Origin of the sequence: Bacillus cereus group sp. BfR-BA-01311 (genome assembly GCF_022664295.1) — a bacterium.
Classification (GTDB): Bacteria; Bacillota; Bacilli; order Bacillales; family Bacillaceae_G; genus Bacillus_A; species Bacillus_A cereus.
Genome location: NZ_JAKUHC010000002.1, coordinates 24,904 through 46,228, shown reverse-complemented (window position 1 = coordinate 46,228; position 21,325 = coordinate 24,904). Strand labels below are relative to the sequence as shown.

Here is a 21,325-nt window from a genome sequence, read left to right as displayed (position 1 = left end):
AAGAAATATACATTTTTCTGAGGAAGAAATATCTTGTCAGAAAACAATAAAATCTTATTAATTTTTATAATTGGTAGAATTTTTGTGGAAATAATTCTCTTAATATATTAAAATAACATCGTATTATGTCAGATTTTAATTAGGGGAGAGAAATTTTATGTTGAAAAAAATCATTCCAGTTGCTTTAGCATTAAGTACAGTTACTTTTACTAGTGTATTTGCTGCGCCTTCAATCCAAGCAAGTACAGAACAAAACCGCTACATAGATGTACAAATGCTCGGTATTAACGATTTTCATGGACAACTAGACACTGTAAAAAAAATTAACAATAAAGATGCAGGGGGAATTGAGTACTTAGGGGCTTATTTACGTGATCGTGAAAAACAAAATCCGAATACATTAAAGGTACATGCTGGCGATGTTGTTGGAGCAAGTACTCCTGTTTCAGCATTATTACAAGACGAACCTACGATTGAATTTCTAAATGATTTGAAATTCGATGTTGGAACGATAGGAAATCATGAATTTGATGAAGGTGTTGAAGAAATGAACCGCCTTATTTATGGTGGATACCATGAGAAAACAGGTAATTTTAAAGGAGCAAAATTCCCATATGTTGCTGCAAATTTCTATAATAAATCCACCGGGCGTCTATTTTTACCACCATTCACTATAAAAAAGGTACAAGGAGTGCCTGTTGGCTTTATCGGAGTCGTAACAACGGATGTTCCTAACCTTGTTATGCCTACTATGCTAAAGAATGTAGAAATTACAGATGAAGTTGAAGCTATTAACAAATCCGTAAAGCAATTAAAAAAACTAGGCGTTAAATCTATCGTTGTTCTTGCACATAACGGAGGTACAACAGATGGGAACGGCGTAACAAATGGTGATATCGTCCGATTAGCAAATGAGACTGATCCAGAAGTCGATGTTATTTTTGGTGGCCATAGCCACACTTATGTAAATGGAACTGTTAATAATAAACTTGTCGTACAAGCAAATTCATATGGTATGGCTTTTGCTGATGTTGATGTAAAGATTGATCGTAAGACACAAGATATTGTTGAGAAAAAAGCAGAAATTGTTACAACTTACCATGAAGGCATGGAGCCTGATAAAAAAATAAAGAAGAAGATGGAGAAATATCAAGCAAAAATCGCACCTCTTGTTAATGAAGTTGTAGGTAAGTCTATTGCTCCACTAGATCGTAAACTCAATACGGCTGGTGAATCTACTCTCGGAAATTTAGTTGCTGATGCCCAGCGTGCAACAATGCAATCCCAAATTGCACTTATGAATCCTGGTGGTATTCGTAATGACTTAGATGCTGGTGATATTACATGGGGAGAGATATATGGTATTCAACCATTCGGAAATCAATTAATAAAAGTAAATTTAACAGGTCAAGACATTCGTGATATTTTAAATCAACAATGGCAAAAAGATATAACAAGAATGCTTCAAATTTCAGGTATCCAATACACTTGGGATGTGAACAAGCCTAATGGAGAAAAAGTAACAAGTATTCGCTTAGCAAATGGAGAAGAAATCATTCCTTCTAAAACTTACAGCGTCGTTGCGAACGCATTTCTAGCTTCAGGTGGAGATGGATTTGTATCCTTTAAAAACGGTAAAGATGCTGAAACAGGACCAACTGATTTTGAAGCATTAGTAGATTATATAAAAAAATCAAAAGAACCAATTCAGTCTATTATTGATGGAAGAATTCAAAAGATAAATTAGTTTTTTATTAATCTCAAAAACAACTAGATTACCTGTGCGCTATACTCTTTAGTGTGCAGGTAATCTAGTTTTTTGATTTGAAATAGTCTAACTGTGGCCAATGGGTATACCGTCTAGATGCAGAGTGCCGAAAAAAATGAAGTGAACAAAAAATAACCCCTAAATTAACCCTATGATAAAGAGACTACAAACAATCAAAATTTGGAACATCATATTAACCATATATTAACTACGTTAATAATACATACTGAAATTGAATACTTTAGATAACATCATTTATAACGAATATCTGTACATTATAATGTTATGCAATGAGGAATTTACAATACAATGAATTGAAGCTTATTTAGTTTTATATTCGTATAAGTGAATTAAGAATTTCTTAAGAACCTATTAAGAAATAAGTGAGTTTTAGGAACTAGAATAAATGTATCTTAACAGTAATAAGAAAATGAATGTTTTAAACGGAAGTTGGCAGAGTATGTCAAAAAGCTATAAGTAAATATTTCAGGAGGTTTTTTATGAAAAAGAAAATAATTATTGCAATTGTTGCTTCTGCTATAACAATGACTCATTTTGTAGGAAATACTTATGCAGATTCGAAAACAGAGGTTTCTGTTACAGCTCCCTACAATACAAATCAAATAGCGAAATGGTTAGAAGCACATGCAAAGCCTTTAAAAACAACTAATCCAACTGCATCTCTTAATGATTTGAAACCACTTAAGAATATGGTAGGTTCAGCTTCAATTGTAGGTTTAGGTGAAGCTACGCATGGGGCTCATGAAGTTTTTACAATGAAACACCGCATTGTTAAGTATTTAGTATCTGAAAAGGGCTTTACCAATCTAGTTTTAGAAGAGGGATGGGACAGGGCCTTGGAACTTGATCAATATGTTCTTACTGGTAAGGGAAACCCAAGCCAACATCTAACACCTGTATTTAAGACGAAAGAAATGCTAGATTTACTTGATTGGATTCGGCAATATAATGCTAATCCAAAACATAAATCGAAAGTACGTGTCATCGGGATGGACATTCAATCAGTAAACGAAAATGTTTATAATAATATAATAGAATATATTAAAGCAAACAATTCAAAACTGTTGCCTAGAGTAGAAGAGAAGATAAAAGGGCTTATTCCTGTAACAAAGGATATGAATACTTTTGAAAGCCTTACGAAAGAAGAAAAAGAAAAGTATGTTTTAGATGCTAAACAAATTAGTGCTTTATTAGAGGAAAATAAAAGCTATTTAAATGGGAAATCTAAAGAGTTTGCATGGATAAAGCAAAATGCTCGTATTATTGAACAGTTTACTACAATGTTAGCGACACCTCCTGATAAACCAGCGGATTTTTATTTGAAACATGATATTGCAATGTATGAAAATGCGAAGTGGACTGAAGAACATTTAGGAAAAACCATTGTATGGGGACATAATGGACACGTTTCGAAAACAAATATGCTTTCTTTTATATACCCTAAAGTAGCAGGGCAGCATTTAGCAGAATATTACGGAAAACGGTACGTATCTATTGGAACGTCAGTTTATGAAGGACAATACAATGTGAAGAATAGCAATGGTGAATTTGGCCCCTATGGAACATTAAAATCGGATGATCCAAACAGTTATAATTACATTTTTGGACAGGTCAAAAAAGATCAATTTTTTATTGATTTACGTAAGGCGAACGGCGTGACAAAAACTTGGTTAAACGAACAACATCCAATTTTCGCTGGAATAACTACCGAAGGGCCTGATATACCAAAAACTGTTGATATATCATTAGGTAAAGCGTTTGATATACTTGTTCAAATTCAAAAAGTGAGTCCATCTCAAGTACATCAATAAATTTAGAATCATGTGCCTTAATGACAAATTTCATAGTGTTTCATATAACACAATGAAATTTGTTCTATATAGCAAGCAGAATAATCGCATTGGAAAAAATTAGCAGTTTAACCTGTTAAGAGTAAAACGAATCTTCAATATGTAAAGCGCAAAAACACTGAAGCGAAAAGCATCGGTGTTTTTTGCGCTTTCGGGCACAGATGCTACTTCAATCCTATTGTAGAAGTGATTTTGTATGTAAGGAATTTGTAAGGAATAGGTAAGAAAAAAGAGATTTTCATTGTGTAGGATAAAAATATAAGGAGGCATGAAGGGGGGGAACAAGTACGGCCTACATATAAAACAAATAATCAGTAACAAGAGTGTTTTAAGGAAAAGAAGTAATTTCTATGGTTAATATGTATGTGGAAAAAGAGTGATTTAGAGATTGTTAGAACACAATGGTGTTTGTGAAAATAATGATTAGTGCGTTGATTGCAAATTCAGTGTTGACTTTTATCATTGGGAGAGTTGATAGCTGTGTGGTTAGCATATGACATAGTTATTAACCATCAATACGATTTTAATAGAAGAGAGGAATTCTTTATGAAAACAAGCAGTAAAATTACATGTGCAAGTCTAGCACTTTTAATAGGTGGAAGTTCCCTGTTATACATAACACCAACATCAATTGTAAAAGCAGAATCTACGCAAAATGTATCTAGTTCGTTACAAACAAGTACGAAAAGCGATCGTACTTCCGTTAAGAAAGCAATGCGAGATGAACTGCAACTTGGATACCCGGGAATACTCGCTAAAATTTCTAAGGGGGGTAAAACTTGGAGTTATAGTGCTGGGGTAGCAGATCTGAAAACTAAGAAACCAATGAAAGCAGATTTTCGCTTTCGCATTGGCAGTGTGACGAAAACGTTCATTGCAACAGTTCTACTTCAATTATCTGGAGAGAACCGTTTGAATCTAGACGACTCCATTGAAAAATGGTTACCTGGTGTTATTCAAGGAAACGGATATGATGGTAACCAGATTACGATCCGGCAAATATTGAATCATACAAGTGGTATTGCTGACTATATAAATTCAAAAGACTTTGATATTACGGATATAAAAAAATCGTATACGGCTGAAGAATTTGTAAAGATGGGGATTTCACTTCCCCCAGACTTTGCCCCAGGAAAGGGTTGGTCTTATTCAAATACAGGATATGTAATACTAGGAATCCTTATTGAAAAAGTAACAGGAAACAGCTATGCGGAAGAGGTTGAAAATCGGATTATTGAACCGCTTGATTTGTCAAATACATTTCTACCTGGTAATTCAAGCGTGATTCCAGGCACCAAGCATGCCCGTGGCTATTTGCAACTAGACGGAGCGAGTGAGCTAAAAGATGTTACTTATATTAACCCAGGTAGCTCGGATGGAGATATGATTTCTACTGCTGACGACTTAAACAAATTCTTCTCTTGCTTACTAGGTGGCAAATTATTGAAGGAACAGCAACTAAAACAAATGCTTACTACAGTCCCTACAAATAGAGAGGGAACCGGATATGGTCTTGGAATACTTGAAATTAAGCTTCCGAACGGTGTCTCGGTATGGGGACACAGGGGGGCCGTTCCAGGGTTTTCCACTTTTGCTGGTGGAACACTTGAAGGTAAACATACACTCGCTATCAATTCGAACAGTTTAAACCTTAATAACCCGGAAGTTTTTAAAAACATTTTACTTGCTGAATTTAGAAAGTAGGAAAAACGGATAAATTTTGTCATTTGTAATTTCCATCGGAATGGATTACCGCTTGAAAGAGTATAGAGGGATTAAGTATCTAGAAACAATCAAGTCAATCATGAAGGATGGCTAAGGGGTTACATTGGCCGGTTAAAAGAGCAACACATATAATGAGTGATTATTATATATACTATTGTATTTGTATGGGTATTGTCACTAATTGTAAATTTATATAAGGTGGGAAGTCTAATTTAAGACTTCCCACTTTTTCCGTTTAACAGCTTTTATTGTGAAGCTATTAACAATAGAAAAAGGAGAATGTAACTAGTTATGCAGATGAATCTTGGTACATGCGCTATGTAGGATTTTTTTTGGGGATATACAAAAAATAAATTTAGAAGAATATATGAATTAGAGACAAGAAAGCTCAAGTGAATTGAAAACCTTTACTTTTTTGTTTTGGAAATAGTATTTAATTAAACAGTATGGTACTTTATTTTAATAATTGAACAACTGCCTACTAAAAAATTTGATAGGCAGTTGCTTTGCTTTTGGGTGAAAAAAATGATTTTTCTTTAATCTGTAATAACAGTTATAAATTAATTTTAATTATCTTATGAAATAGGGAAAATCAATATAAGTTATAATTATTACTTGTTTTTTTGTTTTACTTGTTCTTTTAATTCATCAAGGGTCTTACCGCTAATATTGTCAGTAATAGTTTCATGTATTTCATTTTTTAATACAATTGTTTTTCCTGCAAGTTGTGCTTTGGAAGACATTTTACTTTCATTAATAGTTTCTATGTTTGTTTGAAGGTCTGCTTTGTTATTTTCATCAAAGGTAATTGCGAATGGTTCAATTGCTCCGTAGTAGTTACCAAATAATTGATCCTTCTTCAAAAACATCATATATTTTTTATTAACCATAGGTTCGATATATAAAGGATCCTTATTTTGCACCTCTTTAGTAGTTATCTTAGTAGCCTTTTTTGTAACTGTGCCATCTGGTGCAACAACTGCATTAGAATCTTCAAGTTTTACAGTTTCAGCGAAACGATGATTGATTTTTATTTGTTTATTTTCATTCACACCTTTAATTGTTTCGGAAATGTTGAAATTATATAGATGTCCTTCAACGTAATTTTCTTTGTCCTCTTCCGATGGATTACTTGGATTACGTGCCATATTCCACTTAGAGTCAAGACCTTCATATTCACCGATTACAACTAGATCTGCTTCATTAATCATTTGATTTAAATCACTTGTAGCAGGGAAATCTTTACTGAGAATAACAGTTTCGGTATTCTTATCTTCTTCAGCAACAGGGGAGAAGTGACTATTAAATGCTGAATATCCTCCCAAACCAATTACTGTAGCCAAAGGTATTGCAATTACCATAGTTTTTGCTTTTTTACTTAACATTAAGAAATCATCTCCTTTTTCTGTTAATAGATTGCATTTACACCATTTTTATCGTCAGTTTGAGGGACATGCATAGTAGTACGATTACGATTGCTGTTCATAATTGAAGTACCACTGTTGTGACCTATTCCTATTGCATGACCAAACTCATGGACTCCTGTACTTTTAGCAACATTTGATTTTGTAATATTTGTATTACCTGCGTTAATATCACCAGCAAATTTCGTTACTTTTTTAGTGGATGTATTATAAGATGTCTTCATTCTTCCATAATAAGTAGAGGAACTTTCAAACCAAGAGTTTAATGTGTTCACAGAAGAAGAGGAAACTGTAAAATTAATACGAGAAGCAGTGTACCAGGCTGAATCGGCAGCTTGCCAACCAGATTTGATGATACTTGAACCATCGTCTAATCTGTCTCCCCATTTATATGTAGCTGATTTTGAAGGCAGCTTCCATCCTTCTTTTACATAAGCCTCTGAAACGCCAACGCTTGAAAAAACAAACACAGTACCTAATAAAAATGCAGTAATCCCTTTTTTAAAATTCATATTATCCCTCCAAAGATTATTTTTAACAAGAGAATTATAGCACCATTCTCTTCTTTTGGATTAATATTTAATTAACATTTAGAATATTTTGTATTGAGAAAATATAATTTAGGGAGACTTTATTATAATGTATAAATATAAAGCAATGAAATGGTGTCTATGTTTATTCATATTTACTTTTTTAATTATTATTGGTAAAACAATTTGGTCCAGTATAGATGTGGCAGGAGTGTCTAGCGTGTCATCGAATTCTGAAACTATAGTATTAAATAAGACATTCAAAACTACAAATCATTTAAGCGAAATGGTTGAAGAAGCAGACGTTATTGTACTAGGTGAATATGACGGCTTATACTCTAAATGGAATATGGCAAACAGTTCATCACATGAGATTCAAAGTGAAGATGTTGAAGGCCATTTGTTTAGTTTTCATGTCAAAGAAATCTTAAAAGGGGACTATGTAAAGAATGAAATCTTAATAAATCATAGATATTCAGAAAATCTCGTATTAGAGGAAAGTAATGAAATCATTGATAAAAATGGAATCATTCTGAAAGGTGCTACGAAAGTGTTTACTAAAAAAGTAGAAAATAAAGATCCATTGTATATAAAACCAAAATCCGAGGAGACATATATAGTTTTTTTAAAAGAAAATAATAAACTTGGACATTTTTATCCAGCTTTAGAACCTTTTATGATTGAATTTGATGTAAGAAATATTGCACACCTAAAGAGCAATCTAATAAATTGGGATAAAAATAAATATAAATTTGAAACAAAGGTTAAGAATAAAACTTTTTATATTGAAAATGACATAGATTCAACGATCAAAGATAATATTAGCGGAAAAAAATTGAGGGACATTAAGGATTTTGTGAAGAGGACTTCAAAAATGAAATAACATTGTAATAAGTTATATTTCTATTATTAATTGAAAGTTATTACCCTATAAATTCAGTCATTTATTATATAACTGAGTACATAAAAAATGAACTGAATTCTAATAAATAACGTAAAAGCTAAAAGATTTTCGCTTTGAGAACATTTTAAAATATTAAATTGATGGTAACTTTGTTGTATCTCTTTAAACATACCTATATTAAAACCCAAATTTCTCAATTTAATGCTGAGATATTTGGGTTTTTTTAAAGTAATCAATTTTTTAAAAAATTTTTAGAAATTTAAAGATAAAGTATTGTATACATGTAAGTATGATTAAAAATGAAAAGTTGTAAATGCTAAATTTAATTAAATACGCCTTACTCTCTTTACCATTGGCCTGAGTGAATAGTTTATAGGAAATTACACTGGCTAAAGATGCGATAATTGTTCCAAGCCCTCCAATATTTACTCCTAGTAATAAAGCTTTCCAATCAGAAGTAAAGTTTGATAGAAGAATTGAAGTAGGAAAATTGCTAATCAATTGACTCAAGAATATGGAACTAAAGAAGACTGAAGTATCTCCTCTTAAATTAGCGCGAGCAAATGTCTCCAGCGCATCGGAATGGGAAATGTTTCCGATAAAAATAAAAAAACAGACAAAGGTTATTAGAAGAAAGTAATCGATCTTAAATAGTAAGTTTCTATCTAACGTAAATGCTGCCATCAATGTAACTATTAGCGCAATGTAATAATTAATGACACCAAAAATAGATGCAATGATAGTGATAAGTATCAAAATCCAGATGGTAGCTTTTTTTCGATTCTTCACGGTAATAACAGGTAGTTCTATTTTTAAATTTGTTTTTTGAAGTTTTTGAGTAAATATAAATAACAAACTGATTCCAAGTACAGCTAAAAGCAGGATTGAACCTAAAAATGGGATGAGCTTAATTCCATAGTAAGAATATAAGTATAAATTTTGTGGGTTTCCCATAGGCATCAAGCTACTGCCGATGTTTGCCGCAATTGTTTGCAGGATGATTGTATCCATCATGTTCATTTGTGTTTTTTTACTAATGACAAGTGTTATTGGAACAAAAGTGAGGAGAGCGACATCATTTGTTACAAACATGGAGCAAATAAAGCATAACAAAATTAGAATAATAGATATTGACCTGCTGTTATTGCATTTATTTAAAATCGCAACGGCAAGTTTGTCTAATATCTTTAGCTGTTCCAAGGCCTTAATGGCCACCATTAGATTAAATAAGCTAATTAACACTTCAAAGTTAATATATTCGATCTTTGGCGAATGTATTAAGCAGCTTACAATTGCTAGTATCAGTGAAATGGTAAGTACTAAATCCTTTTTTAAAAATTCGAATTTCATAAGGAGTCTTTTTTTACTTTGAACGAATACTATTTCTTTCACAATACACCACCTGTAATCTATGTTAGTAGAATGAAACGCAAAGGAAATATACATTTAATAATAGATATTCAACAAATCTCACTAGGGGGATTAATTGAGAAAACAAATGTTTTTTGTATGATACCATAAATAAATTAAATGCTTTATTTTTTTAATATTCTTATAATATTCTATTGATTCTTGATTTCAAATACTTTATAAGAAGTTCTAAAAGAGAAAAAGTATGCATGTTTTTATGAAGAAAATAGAGGCTTGTCAAAGGTTAGGTAGAACAGAATCTGCGACGTTTGGATACTGTATAAAATTCACAAAATCTCAGTGTTTTTTAGATGGAAAAAACTTAAAATATTTTTTGTTTTTATAAAAATCTGTACTTTTTCGTAACATTCTGTACTTTTAATTATAAATTAAAGACAAGATTTTCTTAGTTGAATAGTGAAAGCGCTTTATAGAGTTTTCGCGAAGTTTTTACCTAGCCTATTTTTGAGATTAGTAGTGAGAAAGGAGATATTTCCATGTTCTTGAGAAGTTTAACAAAAAACCACTTAATCACTATTAATTATTATGATTTAAATCACCGGTAAACGAAACAAACATAGTAGTACAACAATGTTAGTGGATAAAAATATTAGTTTTGCAGAAAGGGGATAGAGCATCGTGTGTATAAACGGTAAGTTTTTAGAAGATTCAGTTTTGTAGTTGCGTGTTGCGATGTTTGTTTAAACAGGCCAATTCTATTCATATAGAAAATTTTTATCCTTGTTGTATTTGAATATGAATGAGGTATTTATGCCAAGGAATATAGGTGATTTTATATAGATTATGATAGATAAATTTTTGGTATGGAGTGATAATATGGAAATATTTTTTGTAGAGTTAGTCGGATCAACAAATGATTTTTTATGGTCTAAATTGTTAATTATTATGCTTGTTATTTGCGGAATTTATTTTACATTTAAATTGAATTTTGTACAGTTTCGAATGTTAAAAGAGATGGTCCGTGTATTAATGGAGGGAAAAAGTGGTGCTAAAGATCAAGTCTCTCCTTTTCAAGCGTTTTGTATTGGTATGGCAGCCCGCGTTGGAACAGGGAATATTACAGGAATTGCGATTGCAATTGCATTAGGTGGTCCTGGAGCTGTATTTTGGATGTGGATTATTTCTATTATCAGCTCGGCATCTAGTTTTGTCGAAAGCACATTAGCACAGATATATAAAGTAAAAGATAAAACTGGTTTTCGCGGTGGTCCATCCTATTATATGGAAAAAGGGTTGAATAAACGTTGGATGGGAGTATTATTCTCTATTTTAATCACAATTACTTTTGGTCTTGTATTCAATTCAGTACAATCAAATACAGTTACAATTGCTTTTCAAAACTCATTTGGTACAGATCGTCTAACAGTTGGGATAATCATGGCCATTGCTTTCGCTGCGATTATTTTTGGTGGTGTACAACGTATTGCAAAAATGGCTGAATACAAGGTGGTATTTTTAGCGGTATTATACATTGGAGTTGCATTATTTGTTGTAGTTACCAACATATCAAAAATGCCGGAAGTTCTTTCTCTTATTGTTCAAAACGCATTTGGTTTTAAACAAATAGCAGGCGGTTCAATTGGTGCAGCACTTATGAATGGAGTTAAACGTGGTTTATTTTCAAATGAAGCTGGTATGGGAAGTGCACCAAACGTTGCCGCAACAGCAACAACAAGTCATCCGGTGAAACAAGGACTGATTCAAGCATTTGGTGTATTAACGGATACACTGATCATTTGTACTAGCACTGCCTTTATTATTTTGCTGTCTGATGCATATAAACAACCGGGATTAAATGGTATTGCACTTACACAAGCAGCATTAAGTGAACACATAGGTCCTTGGGCATCGGGTTGTCTTGCTATCTTTGTTTTTTTATTTGGATTTGGTGCGTTAATTGGCAACTATTATTATGGTGAAACAAATATTCGCTTCTTACATACAAGTAAAGTGTGGTTAATGATATACAGAATAAGTGTGTTGGCTATGATTGTATTTGGTTCTGTTGCAAAGATTCAAATTGTATGGGATTTAGCGGACTTATTTATGGGCTTTATGGTTATTATTAATTTAATTGCTATTACCTTACTTTCAAAAGTAGCATTTGCGGCGTTACAAGATTATATAAACCAGAAAAAAGCTGGTAAAGATCCTATTTTTTATAAAGAAAACATTAAAGGGCTTGAAAATATTGAATGTTGGGATAGTTATGAGAAAACTTCAAAAAAGAAAAGTGTGTAATAAGAAGGATATTCAGACTGCAATATGTCTGAATATTTTTCTTGGTTCTAGTGCAAATATTATTGATTATAGTAAAGAAAAAATTATTCTATATAAAGTTAATAGTACGGGGGAATATGATTAAATGATAAAGGATTCTAGCGTTCAAGTTGAGAGTCAAGAAAAAGTTTGCTTAGATCAATGGGTAGCTCATTATCGAACGTATGCAGCTAAGGGACGAAGCGCCAGTTATATTCCTGCTCTGAGGGAAATAAATGTATCGCAGTTAGGTATTTGTATAGTAAAGCCAGATGGAACAATGATAAAATCAGGAGATTGGGAGATACCTTTCACATTACAAAGTATATCAAAAGTAATCGGTTTTATAGCCGCTTGTTTAAGTCGCGGTATTTCTTATGTATTAGAACGAGTTGACGTAGAGCCAACTGGAGATGCCTTTAATTCAATTATTCGTTTAGAGATACATAAACCAGGAAAACCTTTTAATCCTATGATCAATGCTGGAGCAATTACGATAGCTTCACTTTTGCCAGGGACATCGGTGCAAGAAAAATTAGAATCTCTATACGTATTAATTGAAAAAATGATAGAGAAGCGTCCCGCTATTAATGAAATAGTATTTCAATCAGAATGGGAAACGGCTCATCGTAATAGAGCATTAGCATACTATTTAAAGGAGAATGGTTTTCTAGAATCAGATGTGGAGGAGACACTAGAGGTTTACCTAAAACAATGTTCGATTGAAATAAATACAGAAGATATTGCCTTAATAGGGCTTATACTAGCACATGATGGATATCATCCTATTCGCAAAGAACAAGTGCTCCCTAAAGAAGTAGCTAGGTTAACAAAAGCTTTAATGCTTACTTGTGGAATGTACAATGCTTCCGGAAAATTTGCTGCTTTCATTGGATTACCAGCTAAGAGTGGGGTATCGGGCGGAATTATGACACTTGTTCCCTCAAAATCTAGGAAGGATTTATCGTTTCAAGATGGATGTGGTATTGGTATTTACGGACCAGCCATTGATGATTATGGGAATAGTTTACCAGGAATTATGTTGTTAGAACATATTGCAAAAGAATGGGATTTAAGTATATTTTAAAAAGGAGCACAGATATTTTGGTGTTAGAGCGAGTCCAAAAGTGTTCAGACCTTATATTGTGTCTGAACATTTTTGAGTTATAAAGTATCTTTCTAAAGTAGAAGGGTGTAATGAATACTCACAATCTATAATGCTTTCGTTTATATCTTATTTATCAGTTTTTGAAAAAAATAGAGTAAGTATTGTATTAATGCAAATAGGTTTGTATACTGACTGTTAGGCGAAAGTGAGAAGTGATTATTTTGAATCTTAGTAATTTAGTAAAAAAAGACATCTATATTCTCGTTTTAATGATACTTACAGTACCCTTAGTAGGTGAAATAAAGTCATTTCCTTTAAATGAAACATTTAGAATGAGCTTTGGCGCACCAACATTTTTCTTTTTTTTGTTATTGTTTCGACGAATTCCAGCATTTTTACCGGGTTTTTTAACAGCGATAGTCGTGGTAGTATTTCGTATCTCAATGGATGTCATTATAAAGGGAAATATGGATTGGCTAGCCGCTTTTCATACTCACTATCCTAGTTTTTTCTTTTATTTTACTTATTCGTATCTCTTTCATTTAGCAAAAATCAAACGTTTTTATCATCAACCACTAATGATTGGTTTTATTGGTTGCATGATTGAAATACTGTCAGACTGTGTGGAATTAATGATTCAATATTTCGTATTAAAAACATCGATCACATCCGAGGCAATAAATGAGATCATTGTTATCGCATGTTCCCATAGTTTTATAGTTCTAAGCTTTTTCAATATGATGAAATTGTATGAAGCACAATCAAGGGAGAGACATATAAAGAAGCAAAATGAACACATGCTCATGCTCATCTCTAATTTATATGAAGATGCTGTTCATTTAAAGAAAACATTACAAGATGCTGAGAATATAACAAAAAAATCCTATGATTTATATAAAACCTTAGACTCCTTTGAGCACAAACAGATGGATTTTCAGTTTGAGGATTTAAGGCAACAGGCATTACAAATTGCTGGTGAGGTCCATGACGTTAAAAAGGATAACCAACGTATTTTTGCGGGACTTTCAAAATTAATTTCTGATGAAAGTTTTACAGATTATATGTCTGTGCATGAACTAGTAAATATCATTATACGGGCAAATACGAAATATGCACGGTTGCTAGAGAAAGACATCCAATTTGTGTATAAAATTGATGGTGTGCATCCTCATTATCATATTTACACAATCTTATCTATTATAAATAATATCGTTACAAACGCTGTAGAAGCTATCCAAGGTATGGGAACCATCACAATTGACATTAATAAAGACCACCATTTTGTTGAATTTCAAATAGGCGATAATGGTCCTGGTATTTCTTCAAAATATAAAGATTCAATTTTTGAGCCTGGGTTTACTTCTAAATATGATGATTTAGGCAACCCATCGACAGGTATCGGATTATCGTATGTTAAAGAAATGGTCGAACAACTTGAAGGTGATGTTACGCTTGAGGACAGAACCGAAGGAAAAGGATCAATTTTTATAATTAGATTAGGGATTGATCATATAATTTCGAAAGGGTGATTCTATGTATTTTTATATAGTAGATGATGAAAAAGCGGTTCGCTCAATGTTGGCTCAAATTATCGAGGATGAAGATCTTGGGGAGGTTATAGGGGAAGCTGAGGATGGTTTATCTTTAGAGCAACAAATGGTAATCCTTAAAAATATAGACATTTTATTTATCGATTTGTTAATGCCGAATCAAGATGGAATAAAAACAATTCGTCAAATAAAGCCTTCGTTTAAAGGGAAAATCATCATGGTCTCTCAAGTAGAATCAAAAGAATTAATTGCTGAAGCTTATTCGCTTGGTGTTGAATACTATATTATTAAGCCAATTAACCGGATTGAAGTATTAACAGTTGTTCGGAAAGTCATTGAACGAATTCGTTTGGAAAAATCAATAAAAAACATTCAAGAATCGCTTAATATGGTACTAAAATTGGATAGTAATTTAAGTACGCAAGAAAAATACCGTAGTGAAAAACATTTAAATACTTTCAATCATTTTCAAAATTCCATTCATTTTCTTTTGTCTGAATTAGGAATAGCCAGTGAAAGTGGAAGTAAAGATTTAATGGATATGCTAGATTATTTATATAAATATGAACAAGATAACACGTTGGAGCAAGGCTTTCCCTCACTAAAAGAGATTTTTATGAATTTGGCTCAAAAAAAACTTGGGGATTCAGCTGAAGATGCCGAATTAAAAAGGTTCATAGAAGCTTCCAAACAACGGATTCGGAGAGCAATTTATCAATCATTAAACCATTTAGCATCCCTTGGACTTACTGATTTTTTAAACCCGAAGTTCGAAAATTATGCTTCTAGATTTTTTGATTTTACTACCGTAAGGAGAAAGATGACAGAATTGAATAATGAACCAACATTACCTGCTCGTATTGATACGAAAAAATTTATTCAAGTTCTTTATTTTGAAGCAAAACGAATACACCTGGAGTTAAGATGATAAACTCTTGCTAATTATTATTTTCAATTGATAGATTGATAATTGTTTTAATGTTATTTTTTTATATAATTTTTCTTTTTATTCTCCTTTATTTCATATTAGTTTTAAAATCAGAAAATTCCGTATCGATTCGGTAGAAGTGTAGGAACTTAGAACAAAAGAATATGTAGTTTTTATTTTTTTCAACATTAATATTCATAAAAAAAACGAGTATTTTCACAATAAAATATAAATACATAGTAAGTTGAATTGAAAAAAAGATGCTATCTTCTAGCATCTTTTTTTCTTTAAGAGGAAATATCATTGATCCTTATATTATTTGAAATTCAAATGCGGGCATATAAATAAGGGAAAAGGAGATAATATTTAACAAATTATAATTGGAAATGGTATTTTAGGTCAGAAATGTTTTTATACTAATTAGGTTATTGGTACTAAATAAGCATAATGTCTCGCTTTTCTGCTCTTTAATCTTATTGTTATTTTTTATTAAGTACATATCGTTTTTTAGAAATCTCAATCCTAGCAGAGTATATAAATTGGGTGATAAAAATGTGGAACATAATTACTTCTTATCTTCCAGATTGGAAAGTCTTTGTACAAGCGTTTATCTTGTTTTTAATTCCGTATACTATCTCAAGATTTTTTCATTGGGTTCGTATGTCAGAGAAAGAGTGGGAAGAATGAGTTGGTGGAAGTCAAGAGACAAACAAGTGAAAAAAAATAATATTCAAAGTAAAACGAAACAAGAGCATAAACCATCTCAAAATGCAAACGTTCATTTCACAAATGATTTTGCCTCTAACTTAGAACTTATAAAGCAACAAATCGGACATAATTCTGATGTTCGCTTTCGGAAGTTTAATATTGGACGCACAGATATTCAGGCTGGGATCGTTTTTGTTGATGGTCTATCAGATAAAGAGATAATTGACAAACATATTATGAAATTACTAATGGATGATTTTTCTGATGAATATAAAAATGAATCTTCTTATGTGGAGGGGACTGTTTCAAAAGAATATATTAAAAATAAAGTTCTTACAATTAGTGAAGTAGCAGAAGTCCATTACATAAAAGATTTAATACCCAAAGTATTGATAGGTTCAACAGCTCTTTTAATTGATGGTTTAGCAGATGTGTTTATTCTTGGTACAACAAAAGCAAATAAACGAAACATGGAAGAACCAGTATCGGAGGCATTAGTCAGAGGGCCACGGGTCGGTTTTACTGAAGTATTAAGTGATAATACCTCACTTTTGCGACGACACTGTGCGGATGAGAGCTTATCATTAGTAAAGCTACCAGTAGGAGAACGTGCAAAGAAAGAGTTAGTTGTCGCATTTATTAAAGATCTTGCTAGTACAGAATTGGTGGATGAAATAAAAAACAGAATTCAGAAAATTGACATAGACAGTGTACTCGAATCTGGTTATATAGAGCAACTTATTGAAGATAATTATCTCAGTCCTTTTCCGCAGATTCAAAATACAGAACGACCTGATCGTGTTATTAGTGCTTTGATGGAAGGTCGAGTAGCTATTTTGTTAGATGGAACACCATTTGTTTTAATTGCTCCAGTTACATTTAGTATGCTGCTGCAATCACCAGAAGATTATTATGAAAGGTGGCTTCCTGGTACGCTTCTCCGCTTATTACGCTTCATGACAGCTTTTGTTTCATTATTTGCTCCAGCACTGTATATTTCTTTCATTTCGTTTCATCCAGGATTAATTCCCACTAAGCTCGCTATTTCTATTCTCGGATCGCGAGAAGGAGTTCCTTTTCCCGCTTTAATAGAAGCGTTAATTATGGAAGTAGCTATCGAAGTTTTACGAGAAGCGGGTTTACGTCTGCCTAAACCAATTGGACCTGCAATGGGAATTGTGGGCGGTTTAATAATTGGTCAGGCTGCCGTAGAAGCAGGAATTGTTAGTCCAATAATGGTTATCGTTGTTGCGGTAACAGCTATTTCTTCTTTTACTATTCCGCAATATAGTGTGGGAATTACGTTACGCATTCTTCGTTTTGTAGCTATGTTTTGTGCTGCGATATTTGGCTTGTATGGAGTTATTCTCTTCTTTCTTTTACTTTGCAGTCATTTAGTGAAACTGAAAAGTTTTGGCGTTCCTTATACTAGCCCTGCTGTTCCGTACCGATTTAGTGATTGGAAAGATTTTATGGTTCGCATGCCATTAAAAATAATGAGACGTCGACCGAAAATAATGCATACCAAAAAAACTAACCGCAAAAGGTAGCTGATGACGAAAGGAAGTGGCCTTCAGTGATTACTATACCTAAAGACCGAATAACAACTGCACAAGCAGTTGTTATTATTGTAAATTACATACTGGGAACAGGAATCCTCACTCTGCCCAGAGCATCTGTAGAAAAAGTGAAAACACCAGATGTATGGTTAAGTGTGATATTAGGTGGGATACTCGCAATGGTTTCAGGAGTAATTATGGTCAAACTAAGTCAGCAGTTTCCAGATAAAACATTTTATCAATACAGTCAAGATATTGTAGGGAAATGGATAGGCAGGTTGCTTAGTTTTCTTATTATAGGGTATTTTCTTACAACTTCAGCCTTTCAAATTCGTTCAATGGCAGAAGTAATAAGCTTTTTTTTGCTAGAAGGAACCCCCACATGGGCTATTGTTATGCCTTTTATGTGGATAGGTCTCTATTTGATTATGAGTGGTATTAACTCGATTGCACGGATGTTTGAAATAATATTTCCTATTACTTTCTTTATTTTTTTACTCATTTCTTTTATGAGTATAGGGATATTCGAGATAGATAATCTCCGTCCCGTATTAGGTTTGGGAATTAAACCGGTGTTAGATGGGGTAAAAACAACGTCTCTCGCATATACAGGTCCAGAAATTATGTTAATTCTTTTGGTGTTTATGGAACAACGAAAGAAAGCAGTAAAAGCTATTTTAGTTGGAATTTCTATTCCGTTAATCTTTTATGTAATAACTGTTGTAATGGTCATTGGTGCATTATCAATTGATGGGGTTGTAACAAGAACATGGCCGACAATTGACCTTATGCGCAGTTTTGAAATTTCTGGTTTAATATTTGAACGTTTTGAATCTTTACTGCTTGTAATATGGATTATGCAAATATTTGCTACCTATACAATTAGTTACTATGCAGCTGCATTAGGATTGGCACAACTCTTTAAAAAGAGTATTCATCCGTTTATTTTTGCTTTGATTCCAATCATTTACATCATTGCTATGACTTCGAAAAATATAAATGATTTGCTTAAACTGGGGGATATGCTCGGTAATGCTGCTTTATTTTTATTTGGTTTACTGCCACTGCTTCTTCTTATTATTAAGCGATTAAAAGGAGGAGTAGTGTGAAAAATAAATTTAATTATATGCGGTTCTATTTGGTTTTGTTATGTACGCTTTTGCTTCTATTTTTAACAGGATGTTGGAGCAGTAAAGAAGTAGAAGAGTTGAGTTTAACTGCAGGTATAGCACTAGATAAAGGGAAGGATTCAACAATTGAGAAAGAGGATGAGGAAGGAGGTTATCCTAAAAGAAATCTTATAAAAGCAACTTATCAAATTGTCAGTTCGCAAGCACAAAGTAAAGGAAACGGACAACAAAAACGTTATATAAATGTTTCTGAGACCGGTGATTCCATTCATCAAATTGTTCGTGAGTTTTCATTGAAAAGAGAGAGCGCAATGTTCAGCCCACATTTAAAAAACATTGTTATTAGTGATAGTCTTGTACGTACATACAGTTTAGAACAATTACTTGAACAGTATCTCCGCGACAATGAAGTTCGGCTTAGCTGTATGATCTTAATTAGCAAGGGTCTAGCGAAGGAGGTACTGGAATCAAACAAAAAAGGAGAAATCCCAGCATTTCGTTTGTCTGGAATTGCAGATAATCGAAAGAGAACAACAAGGATTTTACCTCCTGTATCACTCGCTAAATTGGAAGGAAAGATGCGGTCAGGGTCCAGCTTTCTATTGCAAAATGTAATCTCGATAAAAGGAGAAACGAAATTTGCAGGAGCTGCTGTAATTAAAGGGAAGACAAAAAAGTTGATGGGCTTTTTAAATGAACAGGAATTGGAAGGAGTAGTATGGATAAACGGAAAAAGGAATGGTGGTGTGGTAAAAACTTTTGATAAAGAATCAAAGAAACTCATTATATACGAAATAAAGTCAATAAAAAGCAAAATCATACCACATGTTAACGGAAATAATATTTCCTTTGATGTAAACATTGAATCAGAAGGGCGTTTGTCTGAAAATTGGATGCAATCAGGAAAAGATTTTGAAAATGAATTTTTAAAAAGGGAAGAAAAAGCTATTGAAAAAGAGGTAAAGCACTTAGTACATCATGTTACAAAAAAAATACAAAAAGAATACCAAGTCGATATTGCGGGTTTTGGCAACCAATTAAGAATTAAACACCCGAGAACATGGGAGAAAGTCAAAAAAGATTGGGATCGAACATTTAGTAAGGTACCGATTAAATATCATATAAATGTAACTATACAAGATTATGGAGCGTCAAGTTTAAAACGGTGAGATACCTTAATTGAAATTATATTTGCATCAAAACAAAAAGTTACAAAAATTTTAATTTAAAAACTTTTGTAACTTTTTGTTTTTTTATGTCCTTCTTATTATAAATTAAAGAAATGATTTTACCCTATACATTTCTTTTGCGTTATAAAAGTAAATCACAATAGTTACTATTGGCGTGTTATTTAACGTTAGGAAAGAGGAATCGCTATATGTCTTGAATAGGAGGGAGTTTGAAGTGCAAGCGAAAGCAGTGCAAATAGAAGAAATCTATCAAGAAATATTAGACGGTAAAAGAAGTAGGTTTCCACCGAATACATGGAAAGAAGATAGCAATAGAGAGCTATCTAAAAGGGTCACAAAATATTTAATTGAAACAATTTTAAAATGGAATGAAGAGGATATTAAACAAAAATGGAATACGCCTTTAATTATAAAATATCGATTACTCGGCGCGCTCAAACATAGTTATGATAATAGTCCCTATAAGATGATTGAAGACTTATATCCCAATAGATTTAAAGAGTGGGAGTTTGGTATGGCACCATTAAATTTTTGGACTAAAGAAAAAGCTCTTGAAGCATTAAAATGGACTGTTGAAGAAAAAGAAAAACTAAGTAAAGTAGAACTATTCAAATTCTATAGTAAAAAATGGTTAGAGAAAAATAAACTCAGTGCACCATTAGTTATGTATTGGAATGGTAGTCCTTATGCAATGATAAATTCTTTATATCCTAATAAATTTAAAGAGTGGGAATTTAGTATGACTCCTAACAATTTTTGGACTAAAGAAAAAGCATTGGTAGCATTAAGGTGGACTATTGAAGAAAAAGAAAAATTAACTTCTTTTCAATTATTACAAGTTTACAGTGTAAAATGGCTTACTATTCATAATTTAATTTCTCCTTGTCAAATATTCTGGAATAACAGTCCGTACGCCATGATCAATGACTTATATCCTGGTCAAAATAAAGAATGGGAATATAAATTCACACCTACCGGATTTTGGACTGAAAAAAAAGCATTAGAGGCGCTGAAGTGGACTATTGAAGAAAAGGAAAAACTAACAGAGGGGCAATTACTATCTATTTACACACAAAGATGGTTAATTAAACATAAGTTATGGACACCATTAAGAAGATATTGGAAGGGAAGTCCATACAATATGTTAAATACTTTATACCCCAATCGTTATGCAAAAGATATGTTAAAAGGTTATAAAAATAAATAATGATTATATTAGAAGTCTTACTTATATCATACA

16 protein-coding genes are annotated in these 21,325 nt (G+C 32.5%); 13 read left to right on the top strand and 3 right to left on the bottom strand.

The features are described 5' to 3' along the window. Nucleotides 1-157: 157 nt before the first annotated feature. From MR136_RS05430 to MR136_RS05420, 3 genes are all read left to right on the top strand, one after another. Nucleotides 158-1,747: a bifunctional metallophosphatase/5'-nucleotidase gene (locus tag MR136_RS05430; protein WP_063536788.1), complete on the top strand. Its 1,590-nt coding sequence runs from the start codon at nt 158-160 to the stop codon at nt 1,745-1,747. A gap of 521 nt (nt 1,748-2,268) precedes the next feature. After that, on the top strand, nt 2,269-3,600 hold the full coding sequence (locus tag MR136_RS05425) for an erythromycin esterase family protein (RefSeq protein WP_088338304.1): 1,332 nt from the start codon (nt 2,269-2,271) through the stop codon (nt 3,598-3,600). Nucleotides 3,601-4,185: 585 nt separating this feature from the next. Further along, nucleotides 4,186-5,343, top strand: a complete 1,158-nt coding sequence (locus tag MR136_RS05420) for a serine hydrolase domain-containing protein (protein ID WP_088338305.1) — start codon at nt 4,186-4,188, stop codon at nt 5,341-5,343. 632 nt (nt 5,344-5,975) lie between these two features. Here the strand turns inward: MR136_RS05420 and MR136_RS05415 are convergent. Both MR136_RS05415 and MR136_RS05410 read right to left on the bottom strand, forming a co-directional pair. Then, nucleotides 5,976-6,749: a hypothetical protein gene (locus MR136_RS05415; RefSeq protein WP_000949362.1), complete on the bottom strand. Its 774-nt coding sequence runs from the start codon at nt 6,747-6,749 to the stop codon at nt 5,976-5,978. A gap of 23 nt (nt 6,750-6,772) precedes the next feature. Then, nucleotides 6,773-7,300, bottom strand: coding sequence for a matrixin family metalloprotease (locus MR136_RS05410; RefSeq protein ID WP_001009605.1), 528 nt, complete (start codon nt 7,298-7,300; stop codon nt 6,773-6,775). 127 nt (nt 7,301-7,427) lie between these two features. Here MR136_RS05410 and MR136_RS05405 point away from each other — a divergent pair, with 127 nt between their 5' ends. Next, nucleotides 7,428-8,201, top strand: coding sequence for a hypothetical protein (locus tag MR136_RS05405; RefSeq protein ID WP_000280045.1), 774 nt, complete (start codon nt 7,428-7,430; stop codon nt 8,199-8,201). Between the two features lie 261 nt (nt 8,202-8,462). On the opposite strand, the gene MR136_RS05400 is transcribed toward MR136_RS05405, so the two are convergent. Then, entirely contained in the window at nt 8,463-9,614 is a 1,152-nt protein-coding gene (locus tag MR136_RS05400) for an anion transporter (RefSeq protein WP_000659307.1), read from the bottom strand. Nucleotides 9,615-10,469: 855 nt separating this feature from the next. Here MR136_RS05400 and MR136_RS05395 point away from each other — a divergent pair. The 9 genes from MR136_RS05395 (at nt 10,470) to MR136_RS05360 (ending at nt 21,292) form a co-directional block, all read left to right on the top strand. Next, the gene (locus tag MR136_RS05395; protein ID WP_088338976.1) at nt 10,470-11,894 is read left to right on the top strand and encodes an alanine/glycine:cation symporter family protein; all 1,425 of its coding nucleotides are present in this window, start codon (nt 10,470-10,472) and stop codon (nt 11,892-11,894) included. A gap of 124 nt (nt 11,895-12,018) precedes the next feature. Beyond that, nucleotides 12,019-12,999: a glutaminase GlsA gene (gene glsA / locus MR136_RS05390; protein ID WP_000588662.1), complete on the top strand. Its 981-nt coding sequence runs from the start codon at nt 12,019-12,021 to the stop codon at nt 12,997-12,999. Nucleotides 13,000-13,232: 233 nt separating this feature from the next. Next, on the top strand, nt 13,233-14,549 hold the full coding sequence (locus tag MR136_RS05385) for a sensor histidine kinase (protein WP_000584790.1): 1,317 nt from the start codon (nt 13,233-13,235) through the stop codon (nt 14,547-14,549). A 4-nt stretch (nt 14,550-14,553) separates the two neighbouring features. Then, complete coding sequence (locus tag MR136_RS05380; RefSeq protein ID WP_000274085.1) at nt 14,554-15,498, top strand: response regulator; 945 nt, start codon at nt 14,554-14,556, stop codon at nt 15,496-15,498. A 552-nt stretch (nt 15,499-16,050) separates the two neighbouring features. Next, complete coding sequence (locus tag MR136_RS28400) at nt 16,051-16,185, top strand: hypothetical protein (protein ID WP_000267088.1); 135 nt, start codon at nt 16,051-16,053, stop codon at nt 16,183-16,185. After that, entirely contained in the window at nt 16,182-17,756 is a 1,575-nt protein-coding gene (locus MR136_RS05375; protein WP_103622191.1) for a spore germination protein, read from the top strand. The genes MR136_RS28400 and MR136_RS05375 overlap by 4 nt, the downstream gene beginning before the upstream one ends. A 26-nt stretch (nt 17,757-17,782) precedes the next feature. Then, entirely contained in the window at nt 17,783-18,874 is a 1,092-nt protein-coding gene (locus MR136_RS05370; RefSeq protein ID WP_017673624.1) for a spore germination protein, read from the top strand. Further along, nucleotides 18,871-20,064 carry a Ger(x)C family spore germination protein gene (locus MR136_RS05365; RefSeq protein ID WP_000790805.1) on the top strand — a complete coding sequence of 398 codons (1,194 nt, stop codon included), beginning with the start codon at nt 18,871-18,873 and terminating at the stop codon, nt 20,062-20,064. The genes MR136_RS05370 and MR136_RS05365 overlap by 4 nt, the downstream gene beginning before the upstream one ends. A gap of 235 nt (nt 20,065-20,299) precedes the next feature. Beyond that, a complete protein-coding gene (locus tag MR136_RS05360; RefSeq protein WP_001148033.1) occupies nt 20,300-21,292 on the top strand; it encodes a DUF4046 domain-containing protein in 993 nt (330 codons plus the stop codon). Nucleotides 21,293-21,325: the final 33 nt, after the last annotated feature.